The organism is Endozoicomonas sp. NE40, from assembly GCF_040549045.1.
In the GTDB taxonomy this organism is placed as follows: Bacteria; Pseudomonadota; Gammaproteobacteria; order Pseudomonadales; family Endozoicomonadaceae; genus Endozoicomonas_A; species Endozoicomonas_A lisbonensis.
The window spans coordinates 2,238,708-2,255,179 of record NZ_JBEWTB010000002.1; the positions used below are offsets into that span (position 1 = coordinate 2,238,708).

At 48.2% G+C, this 16,472-nt stretch carries 13 protein-coding genes; 3 read left to right on the top strand and 10 right to left on the bottom strand.

Annotated elements, in window-relative coordinates; genetic code table 11:
* Window positions 1-41 precede the first annotated feature (41 nt).
* The 3 genes from ubiA (at window position 42) to phoR (ending at window position 3,124) form a co-directional block, all read left to right on the top strand.
* Window positions 42-950 (top strand): 4-hydroxybenzoate octaprenyltransferase, encoded by a 909-nt coding sequence (ubiA, locus tag V5J35_RS11180; protein ID WP_354011260.1) that lies wholly within the window; start codon window positions 42-44, stop codon window positions 948-950.
* Window positions 951-1,087: 137 nt separating this feature from the next.
* Window positions 1,088-1,777, top strand: a complete 690-nt coding sequence (gene phoB / locus V5J35_RS11185) for a phosphate regulon transcriptional regulator PhoB (protein ID WP_354011261.1) — start codon at window positions 1,088-1,090, stop codon at window positions 1,775-1,777.
* A 33-nt stretch (window positions 1,778-1,810) separates the two neighbouring features.
* Window positions 1,811-3,124: a phosphate regulon sensor histidine kinase PhoR gene (gene phoR, locus V5J35_RS11190; RefSeq protein WP_354011262.1), complete on the top strand. Its 1,314-nt coding sequence runs from the start codon at window positions 1,811-1,813 to the stop codon at window positions 3,122-3,124.
* Window positions 3,125-3,206: 82 nt separating this feature from the next.
* Here the strand turns inward: phoR and V5J35_RS11195 are convergent, their stop codons facing one another.
* The 10 genes from V5J35_RS11195 to V5J35_RS11240 form a co-directional block, all read right to left on the bottom strand.
* A complete protein-coding gene (locus tag V5J35_RS11195; RefSeq protein ID WP_354011263.1) occupies window positions 3,207-3,623 on the bottom strand; it encodes an H-NS family histone-like protein in 417 nt (138 codons plus the stop codon).
* Between the two features lie 234 nt (window positions 3,624-3,857).
* Window positions 3,858-5,048 (bottom strand): DesA family fatty acid desaturase, encoded by a 1,191-nt coding sequence (locus tag V5J35_RS11200; protein WP_354011264.1) that lies wholly within the window; start codon window positions 5,046-5,048, stop codon window positions 3,858-3,860.
* Window positions 5,049-5,075: 27 nt separating this feature from the next.
* Window positions 5,076-6,653: a SpoVR family protein gene (locus V5J35_RS11205; RefSeq protein WP_354011265.1), complete on the bottom strand. Its 1,578-nt coding sequence runs from the start codon at window positions 6,651-6,653 to the stop codon at window positions 5,076-5,078.
* Complete coding sequence (locus tag V5J35_RS11210; RefSeq protein WP_354011266.1) at window positions 6,650-7,927, bottom strand: YeaH/YhbH family protein; 1,278 nt, start codon at window positions 7,925-7,927, stop codon at window positions 6,650-6,652. The genes V5J35_RS11205 and V5J35_RS11210 overlap by 4 nt, the downstream gene beginning before the upstream one ends.
* A gap of 93 nt (window positions 7,928-8,020) precedes the next feature.
* On the bottom strand, window positions 8,021-9,943 hold the full coding sequence (locus V5J35_RS11215) for a PrkA family serine protein kinase (RefSeq protein ID WP_354011267.1): 1,923 nt from the start codon (window positions 9,941-9,943) through the stop codon (window positions 8,021-8,023).
* 524 nt (window positions 9,944-10,467) lie between these two features.
* Entirely contained in the window at window positions 10,468-11,526 is a 1,059-nt protein-coding gene (locus V5J35_RS11220; protein WP_354011268.1) for a dihydrolipoamide acetyltransferase family protein, read from the bottom strand.
* 39 nt (window positions 11,527-11,565) lie between these two features.
* On the bottom strand, window positions 11,566-12,546 hold the full coding sequence (locus V5J35_RS11225) for an alpha-ketoacid dehydrogenase subunit beta (RefSeq protein ID WP_354011269.1): 981 nt from the start codon (window positions 12,544-12,546) through the stop codon (window positions 11,566-11,568).
* A complete protein-coding gene (gene pdhA / locus V5J35_RS11230; RefSeq protein ID WP_354011270.1) occupies window positions 12,539-13,624 on the bottom strand; it encodes a pyruvate dehydrogenase (acetyl-transferring) E1 component subunit alpha in 1,086 nt (361 codons plus the stop codon). Before pdhA ends, V5J35_RS11225 begins: the two co-directional genes overlap by 8 nt.
* A 49-nt stretch (window positions 13,625-13,673) precedes the next feature.
* Window positions 13,674-14,720, bottom strand: coding sequence for a Leu/Phe/Val dehydrogenase (locus V5J35_RS11235; RefSeq protein WP_354011271.1), 1,047 nt, complete (start codon window positions 14,718-14,720; stop codon window positions 13,674-13,676).
* A gap of 211 nt (window positions 14,721-14,931) precedes the next feature.
* Window positions 14,932-16,290: a hypothetical protein gene (locus tag V5J35_RS11240; RefSeq protein ID WP_354011272.1), complete on the bottom strand. Its 1,359-nt coding sequence runs from the start codon at window positions 16,288-16,290 to the stop codon at window positions 14,932-14,934.
* Window positions 16,291-16,472: the final 182 nt, after the last annotated feature.

The following is a 16,472-nucleotide window of genomic DNA, read 5'->3' on the forward strand; positions in this document are numbered from 1 at the left end:
TTAGACTGAAACCCAAGCCAGTTGCAACAATGACAATCATCATGACGTACCTTAAAAAACTGGCGGGGGACTCTTTCAACCTTCAATCTTTTTCGGCCCGCTACCCCCGCATAAAGGATTTTGTCCAGCTGTGTCGGCTGGATCGCCCTATTGGCATCTACCTCTTGTTATGGCCCACCCTTTGGGCATTGTGGATGGCAGCAGAAGGTCTGCCCAGCCTGAAAAACCTGTTAATTTTTATTGCCGGAGTGGTTCTGATGCGCAGTGCCGGCTGTGTCATCAACGATTATGCGGATCGCCACTATGACGGCAGTGTAAAAAGAACCAGCAACCGCCCTCTGGTAACGGGAAAAATCAATGAAAAAGAGGCTTTGCTTTTTTTCTCGCTTCTGGTCGCCCTGTCTTTTGTTCTGGTTCTTCTTACGAACCTTCTGACCATCATGCTTTCTCTGGGTGGACTTGCCCTTGCGGCTATTTATCCATTTGCCAAACGTTTTACTCACTTGCCTCAGGTGGTTCTGGGAGCCGCTTTTGGCTGGGCCATCCCCATGGCCTACGCCGCAGAAAGTGGAACGATAAGTCAGATTGGCTGGTTATTGTTTCTTGGTAACGTGTTCTGGACGGTAGGTTACGATACCCAGTACGCCATGGTGGATCGTGATGATGATGTGAAAATTGGTATCAAGTCGACCGCTATTTTGTTTGGTGAGCTGGACAACATCATTATCGGCGTCCTTCAATGCCTGGCTCTTGGTACATTAGTAATGGTCGGTATTCAGGCAGGTCTTGGCCTGAGTTTTTATTGTTCTCTGGTGGTTGCGGCAGGATTGTTTGTTCATCAGCAGTTACGAACGCAAAATCGGGAAAGAATGGACTGCTTTAAAGCGTTTCTCAGTAACCACTGGGTAGGAGCCGTCATTTTCTTGGGCATTGCTTTCGGTTATGTTTAAGCCTTTTTAAGCTTCCATAAGATAGAGGTGTCATCTGTTTGTAACATTTGAGCTGTGTAATGGCGCAAATGGGGATTTTATCTGGCAAAACAGGCTGCCAGGTTCCGAAACAGATGAGACAAGAAAGGTGAACAGGCATGTCAGGAAGAACAATTCTCATCGTAGACGATGAAGAACCAATCAGGGAAATGGTCTCTGTCGCTCTGGAAATGGCAGGTTATAACTGTCTGGAAGCGGCTGACGCCAAACAGGCACATGCTCATGTTATCGATCACAAACCAGACCTTATTTTGCTGGACTGGATGTTGCCGGATATCTCCGGCATTGAATTCGCACGTCGTTTAAAACGGAATGAGCTGACCTCTGAGATACCCATTGTCATGCTGACCGCAAAAGGCGAGGAAGACCATAAAATTCAGGGGCTGGAAACAGGCGCAGACGATTACATCGTCAAACCCTTCTCCCCACGGGAGCTGGCTGCGCGCCTGAAAGCCGTCTTGCGTCGTGCAGGTGGGATGGACTCCCAGAACCCGATTGTTATTAAAGGTCTTGAACTTGACCCTGTCAGTCATCGGGTCAGCATCAACGGCAACCCGGCGGAAATGGGACCCACTGAATACCGGTTGCTGCAGTTCTTTCTGACGCATCAGGAGCGGGCTTACACACGTGGGCAGTTGCTGGATCAGGTCTGGGGAGGCAATGTGTACGTGGAAGAACGAACCGTCGACGTCCATATCCGTCGGCTGCGCAAAGCTCTGGGATCAGACTATGAAGGCTTTGTACAGACGGTTCGTGGTACGGGTTACCGATTCTCGGTAAAGGTTTAAAGCTGTTTATCAACACTCGAAAAAAGATCCGGAATGACCAGTATTACCAAATCTTACATCCTGAGCCGAATGCTGTTGTTTTCAAGTATTGGCTTCTGTCTTGGCTGGCTTCTGGGCAACGCTTTTCTCGGGCTTTCTCTCGTATTGGCAGCTTATTGCCTCTGGAGTGTTAAAGAGCTGTTCCGGTTGCTGGACTGGCTGAATGCTGCCAAAGACCGCAACGAAGAACCACCTGAAAGTAAAGGCCTGTGGGGGGAGATATTCGACGGAATCTATCGCCTTCAGAAGCACCATGGACGAGCCCGCCGCAAACTCTCTACCGTTATAGATCGAATCCAGTCATCGACAGCCGCGTTAAAAGACGCGGTGGTCATGGTGGATCGTCATAACAATCTTGAATGGTGGAACATTGCGGCAGAAGAGCTGTTAGGCTTTAAGAAGCCCGACGATCAGGGGCAGCCCGTCACCAATTTGCTGCGTGATCCACGCTTTGTGGATTATTTTGAGCAGGGTCGTTATCAAAAACCGCTGCAGATTCCCTCGCCGCTCAATGATGAGTACCAGATTGAAGTGAATATCACCGTGTATGGCCGTGGCAACCGCATGATCATTGTCCGCGATGTCACCCGCCTTATGCAGCTGGAAACCATGCGTAAGGATTTTGTGGCAAACGTTTCCCATGAACTCAGAACGCCACTGACGGTGATCTCAGGCTATCTGGAAACGTTGATCGACGGTGTACACGATCATGATCTTCCACCAATATGGGGCAAGGCCATGAACCGTATGCAGGAGCAGTCACTGCGTATGCAGGGACTGGTTCAGGATCTGTTGACGCTTTCCAAACTGGAAGCCGCTGAAATCGACGAGAACAGCGCTGTCAGTCTGCTGCCGATGCTTCATGCCATTGTTGAGGATAGTAAGGCGTTAAGTGGGGAGAGCCAGCATAAGATTCACCTGGAATGCCCTGAAGACGCCGAACTGGCCGGTTGCGCTCACGAGCTGCGTAGTGCCTTCTCGAACCTGGTGTTCAATGCTGTGCGCTATACCCCGGCAGGTGGCAAGATTTATGTACGTTGGTGGCAGGACGAAGATCGTGGTCATTTAATGGTGGAAGATAATGGTATTGGTATCGATCCAATCCATATTCCCCGATTAACGGAGCGTTTTTACCGGGTTGATAAGAGCCGTAGTCATGCAACCGGTGGAACCGGTCTGGGGCTAGCCATTGTAAAGCATATTATGCTGCGTCACGGCGGTCGGATCAGTATCAGTAGTCATCCGGGCAAGGGCAGCAAGTTTGTCTGTCATTTCCCCAGGAAACGGCTGGTGGCTTTCGCAGATTGATGAGTGATCAGAAATATCAATGTTGCCCAACGTAAAAAGGGAGCTAAGGCTCCCTTTTTACTGTCAGTGATGGCTGAAAGAATTATTCAGCAACACAGTCCAGGCGTTTTTTGCCAGTGCGGTCCAGGTAAGCCTGGAAGTCGCGAGGCAGACGGCCTGTGGTAGCGCCTTCCCACTGAATGGTGTCACCAGCTTCAGTCTGGTATTCAAAAGTGTACTTCTGAATGTTACGACGCTTTTTAGGGGCTTCCAGTTCCAGAGCACCCAAATCGTCCAGGGATACGCCGCGATCATTCATAATCTGCTTGATCGCTTCAATGCTTTCAATTTTGGCCTGGCGCTTTTCATCTTCTTTATCGCGAGCTTCCAGCTTTTCAGCAAGAACGTCGTTCATGCGAGAAATGATGCGCTCCAGATCTTCGACATGAACATCTTTGAACAGGGAACGAATACGGGTTTTGCTGCTCAGGCGATGTTGAATTTCTTCAAAAACGTTCATTTAAAATGACTCCCTCATCTGACTTAATATCCGAATTATGTTTGTACGGACTTGGGTGTTAATATAAGTGTCCTTATTTATACAGCAAGGATTTAATTGATGGAAGTATTCAAGTCTATTTTACAAAATAAAAATGTAAAAATATGCAATTGAATGAATACAATATAACCTTGCTGACTTAAAAAGAAATATTTTATTTATCCCCTGAATTGCCCTCAAAGAATTGTGATGGATTCACCCCTGTTTTAAGGCTGGTTCTGGCAGGGTATAGGTTTTCAGGCTTCTGGAAAAGTCCTGCAGAACTTTGATTCCACTGCTTTCAGCTTCATGACACCACTGAATTAAGGCTTCAATGCGTTCATTTTGGTCTTTAATTTGATGCCAGATCGCCTGTAAATCTTTCTTTTTCCTGTAAATGGTATTCAAAACTTGACTGGTATCAATAATTGAATGAATTTTTTCCATGTGAGCAGGTGCCAACAGATGCTCTTCCCGTGCCAGAAGCTTTTGAGCCGATTTTAAAAGACGCTTTGTCTTTTCAGTAGCGATTTTTTGCTCATGATTGACCAGTGGCGCAATGACCTGACGACGGTACTGCGCCATTATCTGAAATCGATTATTAATAACAGCCATTACGGTATCACGATCAATATGGTTTTTATCTTTATTGCGAATAGCCAATGGCTTCGTTCTTTTGATGCTGGCCAGACCTAAAAAGCGAAACAGCCGAATCCAGAGCCAGCCTATATCAAACTCCCAGGGGCGAACCGATAGTTTGGCAGAATTTGGGTAGGTGTGGTGATTATTGTGCAATTCTTCACCACCAATCAGTATTCCCCAGGGAAATATATTGCGGGCTGCATCTCGGCATTCAAAATTGCGATAGCCTGAATGATGTCCGACACCATTAATCACACCCGCTGCAAAAAAGGGAATCCAGATCATTTGAATAGCCCAGACGGTTATACCAATAAGGCCAAACAGGGCGACATCAATCAATAACATGATGGCAATACCGAGAAATGGATAAGGGGTATAAAGATGGTTTTCAATCCAGTCCTCAGGCGTTCGTTGCCCATAACCTTCTATTGTCTGAGGATTTCTGGCTTCCTTTCTATACAGCTCAGCGCCCTGCCAGAGTACGATTCCCAAACCTCTTTGTACCGGGCTGTGAGGATCTTCTTTCGTTTCACACCGGGCATGATGTTTACGATGAATGGCCGTCCACTCTTTTGTGCGCATTCCGGTTGTCAGCCATAGCCAGAATCGAAAGGCGTGTTTGAGTACCGGATGCAGGTCAACCGAATTGTGAGCACTGTGCCGATGCAGATAAATAGTGACAGACAAAATAGTGATGTGAGTGAGCAACAACGTTGCCAGAATGACTCCCAAAGGTGAGAGGGCAAGCATGCCTTCGTACCACATTTGAATACCTCACTGATTCGAACAGGCTCACTTCTCTTTCGGTGAGTCACTTTTTTCAGGGCAGTGATAAGACTGAGTCACTTTATCACCCTGACAGGTTTCCATGGTGACATCAAATTGCCACAACCGGTGAATGTGCTTTAACAACTCAGGAGTGGTTTTATCCAGCGGTCGCCCCTGATGTTCATAGTGCCTCAGTGTTAATGTCCTGTCGCCCCGGGTGTCAACATTGTACACCTGAATATTAGGTTCCCGGTTGCCCAGATTGTACTGGGCTGCCAGAGCTTCCCTCACTTCTTTATAGCCCGATCCGTTATGAATGGCATCCACCTCCAGATAGGACTTACTTTCGTCGTCCAGCACTGAAAACAGCCTTAAATCCCGCATGACCTTCGGGGAAAGGAATTGCAGAATAAAGCTTTCATCCTTGAAGTTTTTCATGGCGAAATGCACAGTTTCGAGCCAGTCGCTACCGGCAATATCCGGAAACCACTGTCTGTCTTCATCGGTCGGGTCTTCGCAGATTCTGCGAATATCCTGAAACATGTTGAAACCAAGGGTATATGGGTTGATACCGCTGTAATACGGGCTGTCAAACGAAGGCTGATAAATAACGTTAGAGTGCGAGTGCAGAAACTCCATAATAAAGCCGTCAGTCACTTTGCCTTCGTTATGCAGTTCATTCATCAGATTATAATGCCAGAAGGTGGCCCAGCCTTCGTTCATCACCTGAGTCTGCCGTTGCGGGTAATAATACTGGGCAATTTTCCGGACAATACGCACCAGTTCACGTTGCCAGGTTTCCAGCAGCGGGGCGTGTTTTTCCAGAAAATACAGTACGTTTTCTTCCGGATCTTTGGGAAAGCGGACTTTTTTCTTTTCCGCTTTCTCTTCTGACTTGGGAATCGTACTCCAGATATCGTTCAGGGTTCGCTGGATGTATTCAGCACGTTCTTCCTGACGGGCTTTTTCCTGTTCGGCAGACAGCGGGCGAGGTCGCTTATAGCGATTGACCCCCTGATTCATCAGGGCATGACAGGCATCAAGAATCTCTTCGACCTTTTCCACCCCATACTTCTCTTCACATTGTGCAATGTAAGACTTGGCAAACATCAGGTAATCGATGATGGATTCAGCATCGGTCCAGGTCTGGAACAGGTAATTACCCTTGAAGAAGGAGTTGTGTCCATAACAGGCATGAGCCAGCACCAGCGCCTGCATGGTCACGGTGTTTTCTTCCATCAGGTAGGCGATGCAGGGGTTGGAATTGATCACAATCTCGTAAGCCAGCCCCATACGCCCACGCTGATAATTTTGCTGGGTATGCAGGAACTGTTTGCCAAAGCTCCAGTGGTTGTACATCAATGGCATGCCTGTGGAGGAGTAGGCATCCATCATTTGTTCAGAGCTGATGATTTCAATCTGGTTGGGATAAGTATCCAGCCGAAACTTGTCGGCGATTCGTGCCAGCTCCCGGTCGTATTCCTCAATCAGTTCAAAGGTCCAGTCAGGACCGGTGGAGATGTACTGCTTTTCCTTTTCATCTTTAACAGCCTTATCACCGCTCAGGGCTGTATCACCGCTCAGGGCTGCATCATCGCTCATGCTGTTTCCTTCTTCTCAAACAGTCTCCGGAAGACCGGGAAAATATCTTCAGGCGTTTTAATCTGCTGCATGGCAAAATGATCCGGGAACTGCTCGGCCACCGATTCGTATTCCCGCCACAGGTTCTGGTGGGCGCGATCCGTAATCTCTACGTAAGAGAAATACTGCACCTTGTGCATAATGGATTCGGTAAGAACTTTTGAACAAACACTGGAGTCGCCTTCCCAGTTATCACCATCGGAAGCCTGGGCAATGTAGATGTTCCAGTCAGTCGGACTGTAACGCTTGTCGATAATGTCCCGGCTCATTTCCAGGGCGCTGGAGACAATGGTGCCACCGGTTTCCCTTGAATAGAAAAAGTCATCTTCGTCAACTTCTTTAGCCGCAGTATGGTGACGAATAAAAACCACTTCAATCTGTTTGTAATTGCGTTGCAGGAACAGGTACAGCAGGATAAAAAAGCGCTTGGCCATATCCTTGATTTCCTGCGTCATGGAGCCCGATACGTCCATAACACAGAACATCACCGCTTTATTGCTAGGACGTGGCACCCGGATACGGTTGTTGTACTTGAGATCGAAATCATCAATAAACGGCAGTTTCTTCAGTTTACCGTTCAGCCGTTTGATCTCTTCCCTCAACTCAATGGCACGTTCCAGGTCAGTCGCGTCAGGGCTGACTTCCATTTCCCTGAGTTCTTTTTTAAGGGCTCGAATTTCTTTTCGGCTGGAACCGCCCAGGGCAATTCGCCGGGCATGGGCAGAACGCAGCGAACGAACAATGTTTAAGCGATCCGGTGAGCCTTCATTGGTAAAGCCTGCATTTTTGGTTTCATACTCTGTGGCGTCATGGAGCTGCTTGCGAACCAGATTGGGCAGTTCCAGATCGTCAAACATGTGGGAAAGGAACTCTTCGTGATTAATCTGGAAGGTAAACTCATCCATTCCATCGCCGGAATTGCCAGCCTTACCAGAACCGCTGCCACGCCCTGCACCACCGTTGGGTCGTTTGATACGATCACCCTGAACAAAATCCTTATTGCCCGGATGCACCTGTTTATAACGACCACCCTGACCGTGTTGAAAATGAGGCTCGGATAAATCCTTGGTAGGAATAGTGACTTCACTGCCGGACTCAACATCCGTAATGGAGCGTTTATTGACCGCTTCAGAAACCGCTTTCTTGATATGCTTGCGATAGCGATCGAGAAAGCGCTGACGGTTTACCGTACTTTTGTTCTTTCCGTTCAGACGACGATCAATAATTATGCTCATCACACGCTCCCTGTTTGTTAGTCGTACAGCGGGGCTAAATCCCTGCCCCGCCTGATGACCTCACAACTACTTCCGGAACTCCTTACTTCGGAGCTACTGAGACTTTCTTACGCGTATGTACCATTCAGCCAGCAGCCTTACCTGTTTCTCGGTGTAGCCTCTGTTGACCATACGTTTCACAAATTCATTGTGTTTGCGCTGGTCGTCATTGCTGCTTTTAGCGTTGAAAGAAATCACCGGAAGGAGGTCTTCAGTGTTAGAGAACATTTTCTTCTCAATCACTGAACGCATCTTTTCATAGCTCGACCATGCCGGATTCTTGCCGTTGTTATTTGCCCGAGCCCTTAATACGAAATTAACGACTTCGTTACGGAAGTCTTTAGGGTTGGCAATACTGGCGGCTTTCTCGATTTTTTCCAGCTCTTCATTGATGGTGGCGCGATCAAGAATGTCCCCGGTTTCCGGATCTCTGTACTCCTGATCCTGAATCCAGAAGTCAGCGTAGGTAATGTAACGGTCAAAGATGTTCTGACCGTACTCAGAGTAGGATTCCAGATAGGCGGTCTGAATTTCCTTACCCAGAAAATCAATGTATTTGGGTGCCAGGAACTCTTTCACATAGCGCAGATAACGCTCATGGATCTCTTTCGGGAACTGTTGCTGCTCAATCTGCTGTTCCAGAACATAGAGCATATGTACCGGGTTAGCGGCAACTTCACCGGGGTCGAAGTTGAAGACTTTTGAGAGAATCTTGAAAGCAAAGCGTGTTGACAGGCCTTCCATGCCTTCATCAACGCCAGCAGCATCTTTGTATTCCTGCAATGGCTTGGCATTCGGGTCGGTGTCTTTCAGACTTTCACCGTCGTACACACGCATCTTGGAATAAACGTTGGAATTCTCCGGCTCTTTCACCCGCGACAGCACCGAGAACTGAGCCAGCATTTTCAGAGTATCCGGCGCACAGGGCGACTCTTTCAGCGAACTGTTCTCCAGCAGCTTTTCATAAATCTGTATTTCTTCGGTCACTCTGGTGCAATAAGGCACCTTGACGATATTTACCCGGTCAATAAACGCTTCATTGGTTTTATTATTACGAAAGCTCTGCCATTCCGACTCATTGGAGTGAGCAAGAATAATACCGTTGTAAGGAATAGCCCCCATGCCTTCGGTACTGTTGTAATTACCTTCCTGAGTAGCCGTCAACAGAGGGTGCAACACCTTGATAGGAGCCTTGAACATCTCTACGAATTCCATGATGCCCTGGTTGGCATTACACAATGCGCCAGAGAAGCTGTAAGCGTCGGGATCATCCTGAGAGTACTCTTCCAGCTGGCGGATATCGACTTTGCCCACAAGGCTGGAAATATCCTGATTGTTTTCATCACCCGGCTCGGTTTTGGCAATGGCGATCTGGTTCAGGATACTGGGGTAGAGTTTAACCACTTTAAACCTGGTAATGTCGCCGCCAAACTCATTGAGTCGTTTGACAGCCCAGGGAGACATGATGCCGCCGAGGTAACGACCGGGAATGCCGTACTCACTGGTCAGGATGTCACCGTCTTCATCGGCATTAAACAGGTTCAGGGGGGACTCAAACACCGGGGACCCCTTAATGGCGTAAAAGGGGATTTTTTCCATCAGGGCTTTAAGCTTCTCAGCCAGAGAGGATTTACCGCCACCGACCGGCCCAAGCAGATAAAGTATCTGTTTCTTCTCTTCCAGTCCCTGAGCCGCGTGTTTGAAAAACGACACGATTTGTTCAATGGCTTCTTCCATGCCATAGAACTCTTTGAAAGCGGGATAACGCTTGATCAGTTTATTGGAAAAAATTCGGCTTTGTCGTGGGTCTCTGGAAGTGTCGGTCATTTCCGGTTCGCCAATCGCCTGCAACATGCGTTCAGCAGCATTAGCGTAAGTGGAAGGCTCATCCCTGCATAACTGCAGGTATTCCTGAATGGTCAGCTCTTCCTGTTGATGGGATTTAAACCTCTGTTGATAGCTGTCAAAGATATCCATATCGCGTCACCTGCCCTGTCTGATGTGTTTGGTCGATTCCCACGCTGCGGCTGCACAAACAGTCTTCTCACAACAGGGTTATCGACAGAATCAGTACAAAGACCACCTTTTAATTATAGAACTGTCAAAAAACAGCCCTGAGCCAAAAGCTAAAAAGTGGCCGAGGCTGACAGCCATTTCCATTGGCTGACATCATGGAACGCTTAACCTTCGTATAAGAAAAACTTATTGGAGGTTAACTCAAACAGAGCGGGAAAAAGCAAGCCCCTTTAAATTTATAATGTGGAGTTTTTAGACAATCTGCAATAGCTGGAGACTTAAAATACCGTATTTTTATTTCTGACAGACTTGTAACATAAGTCAGATGACGTATTTGGTTAAGTTGCGGAGTTTTTCAGGATCGGTGTTTGTCAACATCGGTATTTGTCAAAATAGTTGCCCCGAATGGCATAAGCGTGTTTCAACCAACGCAACTGGTGAACGACGGCTTTGCGATAAACCATTCTGTCCACCAGCGCCCGTCATTATTTTTTTAATTGTGTGATCAACGTATGTAAAAAGCGAGTGGCTTCTCCACCGGTTGCAGCCCGATGGTCGAAGGTTAAAGAAATCGGCAATACTTTATGACTGACGGCCTGCCCGTCAACACTGACAATTTCTTCCCGTAACTGCCCGACACCCACGATGCAAACCATCGGAGGCACAATGATCGGTGTTGCATATTTACCAGCAAACACACCAAAGTTGCTTAATGTAATCGTAGCGCCAGCCATTTCCGAAGGTGGCAGGGTACGTTCATTAACTGCGGTTCTGAAAGCATTGATCTGATCTCTCAGCTGTTTAGCGTCCAGAGTGTCCGCAGCACGAATGACCGGAACAAACAACCCTTCCTCACTGTCCACTGCCAGTCCAAGATGTACGGTATCAAACACTTCCCTGCTGGTCGTGTTGCCATCAAACCAGGCATTTAAGGCAGGCTCTTCCTGACAGGCTCTGGTAATAGCCTGTATCAGTCGTACAGTAATGTCCTCACCTTTTGCCCAGTGATCAATGTCGGCATCATCAAACAGGGTGACAGGCACGACTTCGGCGTGGGATTGCGCCATAGTGTTCGCCATAAATTTGCGAACACCTTTCAAAGGCTCAGGGTTTTCCAGTGCGTATCCGGTTTGGACAGGCTTTTCGGTTAATGTCATGCCAAGGCGGGAAGCCAGCTCATTGACGGAACCTTGAGCAGAGGGAGTTGCTAATGAGTCTTCCGGTGGAGAGCCAATAAAGAAAGTATCGTCTTCTTCCGGGCTGGCAGAGTCTGTTGCCAGCTTCCCAACTACTGTCCCTGTGTCTTCTTCCTCCGATACAAACTCAACCAGTGGTGCACCGGTCAGAATGGTATCACCGGGCTGTCCACACAAACGCGCTACTTCAGCGGTAACCGGAGAAGGGACTTCAACAACGGCTTTGGCTGTTTCAACAGAAACAATTATCTGGTCTTCTTTTACGTGGTCGCCTTCCTGTATATGCCACTCAACAATATCTGCTTCAGGAATTCCTTCTCCCAGGTCGGGCAGGTTAAAAAATTTCATAGGCAGCTTCTCGTTTTTTATTTCTCAATGAAATGATGATTAATGAAAAGACAATGTTTTTAATGCAGCTTTCATAATGTCGTCAGGGCTGGGCAGATAATGATCTTCCATTCGATAGTAAGGCATGATGGTGTCAAAACCCGTCACTCTCTCTACAGGTGCTTTAAGCACAGTTAACGCCTGTTCGGCGAGACTGGCAGCAATTTCTGCCCCTGCACCAAAGCTTTTACAGGCTTCATGGACAATCACGCATCGACCGGTTTTCTGAACCGATGTCAGAATAGTCTCCATATCCAGAGGCTTGATGGTGGCAACGTCAATCACCTCGGCTGAAACTCCGTGTTGCTCAAGAGTACTGGCCGCTTCCATAGTTTCCTTTACAGAGGCTCCCCAGCTGACCAGAGTAACATCCTGACCCTGTTTCAGGGTAAAGCACTTATCCAGAGGCAGCAGTGGCGTCTTGTGATGAACTTCCTGCTTTGATGCCCGGTAGATGCGTTTAGGCTCCAGAAAAATAACCGGGTCAGGTTCATTAATGGCAGACCGCAACAAGCCATAAGCCCGCACAGGCGATGACGGAATGACCACCCTCAGGCCGGGAATATGCGCCAGCAGGGCTTCAGTGCTTTCTGAATGATGTTCCGGTGCATGAATGCCCCCACCAAAGGGAGCCCGCAACACCATCGGGCAGGATAAACGACCACGGGTTCGATTACGCATACGGGCTGCGTGGCAGATCAGTTGTTCCATGGTAGGAAAGATAAATCCCATAAACTGTATTTCTGCCACCGGCTTCAAACCCTGTGCAGCCATGCCTATGCTGATACCGGCAATCAGCGTTTCCGCCAGCGGTGTATCCATGACCCGCTTAAAGCCGTATTTATCCCTTAACCCCTGAGTGGCACGAAACACACCGCCATTGACACCAATGTCTTCACCCAGCATCACCACATCCGGGTCGGTTTCCATGGCATGATCCAGAGCCAGGTTAACAGCCTCTACCATTGTGATCTTACTCATGATTCTGACCTCCCGCAGCCCTCAACTCGGCTTCCTGTTTCTGCTGCTTCAGCGCTGATGGCATGTTCGCGTAATGGTAATCAAACAGGTCTTTTACGGGAGGAAGCGGCGTGTTGAGGTAGGTTTGAACTTCCTGTTCAATCTGCTGGCTGACGTCTTTGATAAGCGCCTGTTCCTGCTGTTCGTCCCAGTATCCCCGATGATGCAGGAAGGTTCTTAGTCGCTTGATGGGCTCTTTACTCCATGCCTGCTGCAATTCGTCACTACTGCGATAGCGGCTGGCGTCGTCTGCCGTGGTGTGGTCCCCCAGACGGTAACTGATGGCTTCAATAACCGTTGCGCCTTTACCACTGCGAGCCCGGCCCATTGCCTCGCTGAGTACTTCGTGCAGCGCAATTACATCATTACCATCGACCTGATAAGAGGGCAAACCGGCTGAAATGCCTTTCTGGGCTAAGGTAGGAGCGCCTGACTGAATGGTTCTGGGGACTGAAATAGCCCACTGGTTGTTATTAATGACAAAGACCACAGGCAGCTGCCAGGTTCCGGCAAGGTTCAGAGCTTCGAGAAAATCCCCCTTGGACGTTGCGCCATCCCCCAATGCACAAACCGCAATACCGGACTCGTGACGAATTTTCAGGGCTGCAGCTACACCTGCGGCATGGCATGCCTGAGTGGCAATGGGAACACAGTTGGGAAAGTCCTTGCCCCAGTGTTCGCTGGCACTGCCCCGTTCATCACCGCCCCAGTAAAGCAGAATGTCGGACAGTGGAATGCCTCTGGCCATCAGTCCGGGATGGTCGCGATAATAGGGAATCAGCACATCATCTTTTTGCATCATAGAGCAGAACACGGTACTGATGGCTTCCTGCCCAAGACAGGAAGGGTAAGTACCCAGCTTACCGGTTCTCTGCAGGGCTATCGCCTTGGCATCAGCCTGGCGTCCCAGCACCATATTGCGATAGTAACCGAGCAGAATCTCTTTCTTCTGTGTCCAGTCAGGCAGTCGCTCGATCACTTCACCTTCAGCATCCAGGTACTGATAAATAGGAATTGGATTAAGTTCTTTCTGTTCCACAGTAAAAGCCTCTGTTATTAGTCGGATTGCCTGTTTATAGTAGATAGTTTTAAGCAGTTAGCTGTCTGATCTCATCACCAAACAACATAGCTTCAGCCATCTGGTCTGCAATCCTGTTAACCGGCTCCTGTTGTTGCTGCTGTCTGCGGAAGACCTGTAGCAGCGTTTCTCCAATCCCCTTAATTCTGTGATTCAGCTCTTCGTTGCTTTTGCGGGCGTGCATCATAGCGACAAAAATCAGGCCACCCGCATTAATCAGGTAGTCCGGTGCGTAAAGAATGCCCCGGTTAAACAGTTGTTCCCCACACTCCGGGGTCAGTAACTGGTTGTTGGCAGAACCGGCAACAGCGCCGCACTGCAACTGATCGATAGTCTGCTCATTCAGGATTCCGCCAAGGCCACAGGGACTGAAAATGTCACAGGGGGTTGAATGAATCTCTGCCGGGTTAACCCCTCTGGCACCGAACTCCCGGATACATTGTTCAACCTTGTCGTCATCAATGTCTGACACAACCAGCCGGGCGCCGTCTCTGTGCAACAGCTGGCACAGGGCATACCCCACATTTCCCAGCCCCTGGACAGCAAGGGTCATACCTTTGAGAGTATTGCCAAACCCTTTGTGAACCTTGAGCGTAGAAAGAATACCGTAATAAACCCCCCTGGCGGTTGAAGGCGCAGGGTTGCCACTGGCAGACGTACAGGAAACATGGCGGGTCTGAGTGGCAATGATATCCATATCGGAAACCCCGGTGCCACTGTCAATGGCTGTGATATATCGCCCTCCCAACTCATCAACAAAGCGCCCGAACGCACTGAACAGTTCGGTTCGGTCAAAGTCGCCTTCGGGCATCATGATTACTGACTTGCCACCTCCCAGGTCCAGCCCTGCCAGAGCCGCTTTGTAACTCATACCCTGAGCCAGCCGGATCGCATCGGTCACGGCATCATCAAAAGAGGGGTAAGGGATAAAACGGCAACCGCCCAGTGACGGGCCTCTGCGGGTGTTATGGATGGCGATAATGGACTTCAGGCCTGAATGTTCATCGTATTTAATATGAATATCATTCATTCTGGCCTCGGTTATCTGTCTGAACATACGGGATCCTCCGAATGGTCCAGAGCGGATAAGGCTCTGATTTTGCTTTGTTTCTTATTATTATTTTAGGCATCCTGCAAACGGGTTGGTTACAAGATTAATGCAACAGGATTGTAATCCCTTATTGTGATTAAGAATGAGATCGGAAGCTTTTGTCAAATTCTGAAGGGAAGTTATCCCTGCATCCAACAAAGCACTACCGAATTAAGCTCTATCTTTCCTTAGGCCGGGGCGCTAAGTGACTGGGATCCATCATCGGAGGCAGCCAGCCCCAGCTACGTACAACATTTTCATTCTCCTGACTGGGAAGCCCTCCCTGTTCATATTTTTCTGATTTTTTTCCAGATTCTTCAGGTTCAATACCACCAAACTGTTTTCTGCGCTTTACTTCAAATGTTTCAAAACCTGTCACCCACTCCTCGTAGGTATAGGGTTTCTCCAGAGATTTTCTATGTGTCAAATCGTGATTTATATGCTCTTCTTGTGTATAACCAAGCCAGTCACAATACTTACAGTGAAATAGCTTCTCAGGATGCTCATTTTGCTGATGATCTTTCAGCCCCTTTTCGTTGTAATAGCCTGCTTGTCGACAAATTTTACAAAGAAAAGGCCATTCAAAGTGAGTGTTGCTGACAGGAAATTTGTTGTTTCTTTCTGAATATCGCCTTGTGAGAACCGGAGATCGACGTCCGCACTCTCCACTCTGGTGACTACTACCGCCCTGCTCTTTTCCACAAGTGTTAAATTTGATTTTGGCAGGCAGCTTACCGTGATAGCTAAATTGAGGGTCAAACACAACCAGCTCAGGTGTGTAAACAGGCACCTTCAACGTTACCTGATATTCCCTGTCGTCACGACTGAGATCGTTTTCAATCACCAGGGCTTCGCCCTCATGTATTTTCCTGATTTCCTCCGCTTTCTTCCTAATTTCGTTCTGCCTCTGAAGCCAGTTTGGTTCAGTAGACAAAAACTGGTTTCGCTTTTTGACAAGCTTATCTATTTTTTTCTGCTCTTCCTGTTGAGCCACCATCCGGGAAATCTGCTCCCAGGTTTCGTCATTGAGAGTCCGAACTATATCGACTGAATCATCTGTCGGTATTGATGGCACCAGCATGATTCGGGACTGCTTGTGTAGCGTCAGCGATAATTGTCCATCTGCAAAAAATGTCAGTCCCAGTTTTAACAAAGAGTCACCCGTTTGACCTTTGCAAAACAGCTTGCTTTCGTCAGGGCTATCACCTGATTGAAAGGTACATAAAGAATTAACCAGCAAAGGTTGAACCCATTCGCCCCCCGAAACACTTATTTCAAAGTCAACGGTTCCTTTGCTGAACAGTGATATATACGTTTTCCCGGTAACGGTCTGCACTCCCGGAGAGTCGGGTTCAACACTGAGTTGGTGAGAGGTCAGCTTCTGAATATCATGCACGTAAGAAGCTACAAAAGGATGCATAAATAAAGCGGGATTTATAACCGCTGGAACACCAGCAGCGTTAGCAGAAGCCCCTGAAGCCAGAATGGCGATCAATAAAAAATAGAGAGTAAAACCGTATGCCCTTGTTATCTGCACGCAGACCGCCTCGTGTCATGGATTTTTGATTATTCGGTTAAGATTGAAAGGCAATTCTAGTGCATATAACGGGCTTTGCTCTGCTTTATCCTGGTCAAAATTTGTCATCGGGGGCATTTTCTGGGTATCTTGTTAGATCGAAGCCGCCATGAGCAAGCATGAACGAGCATGAGCGAGAAAAG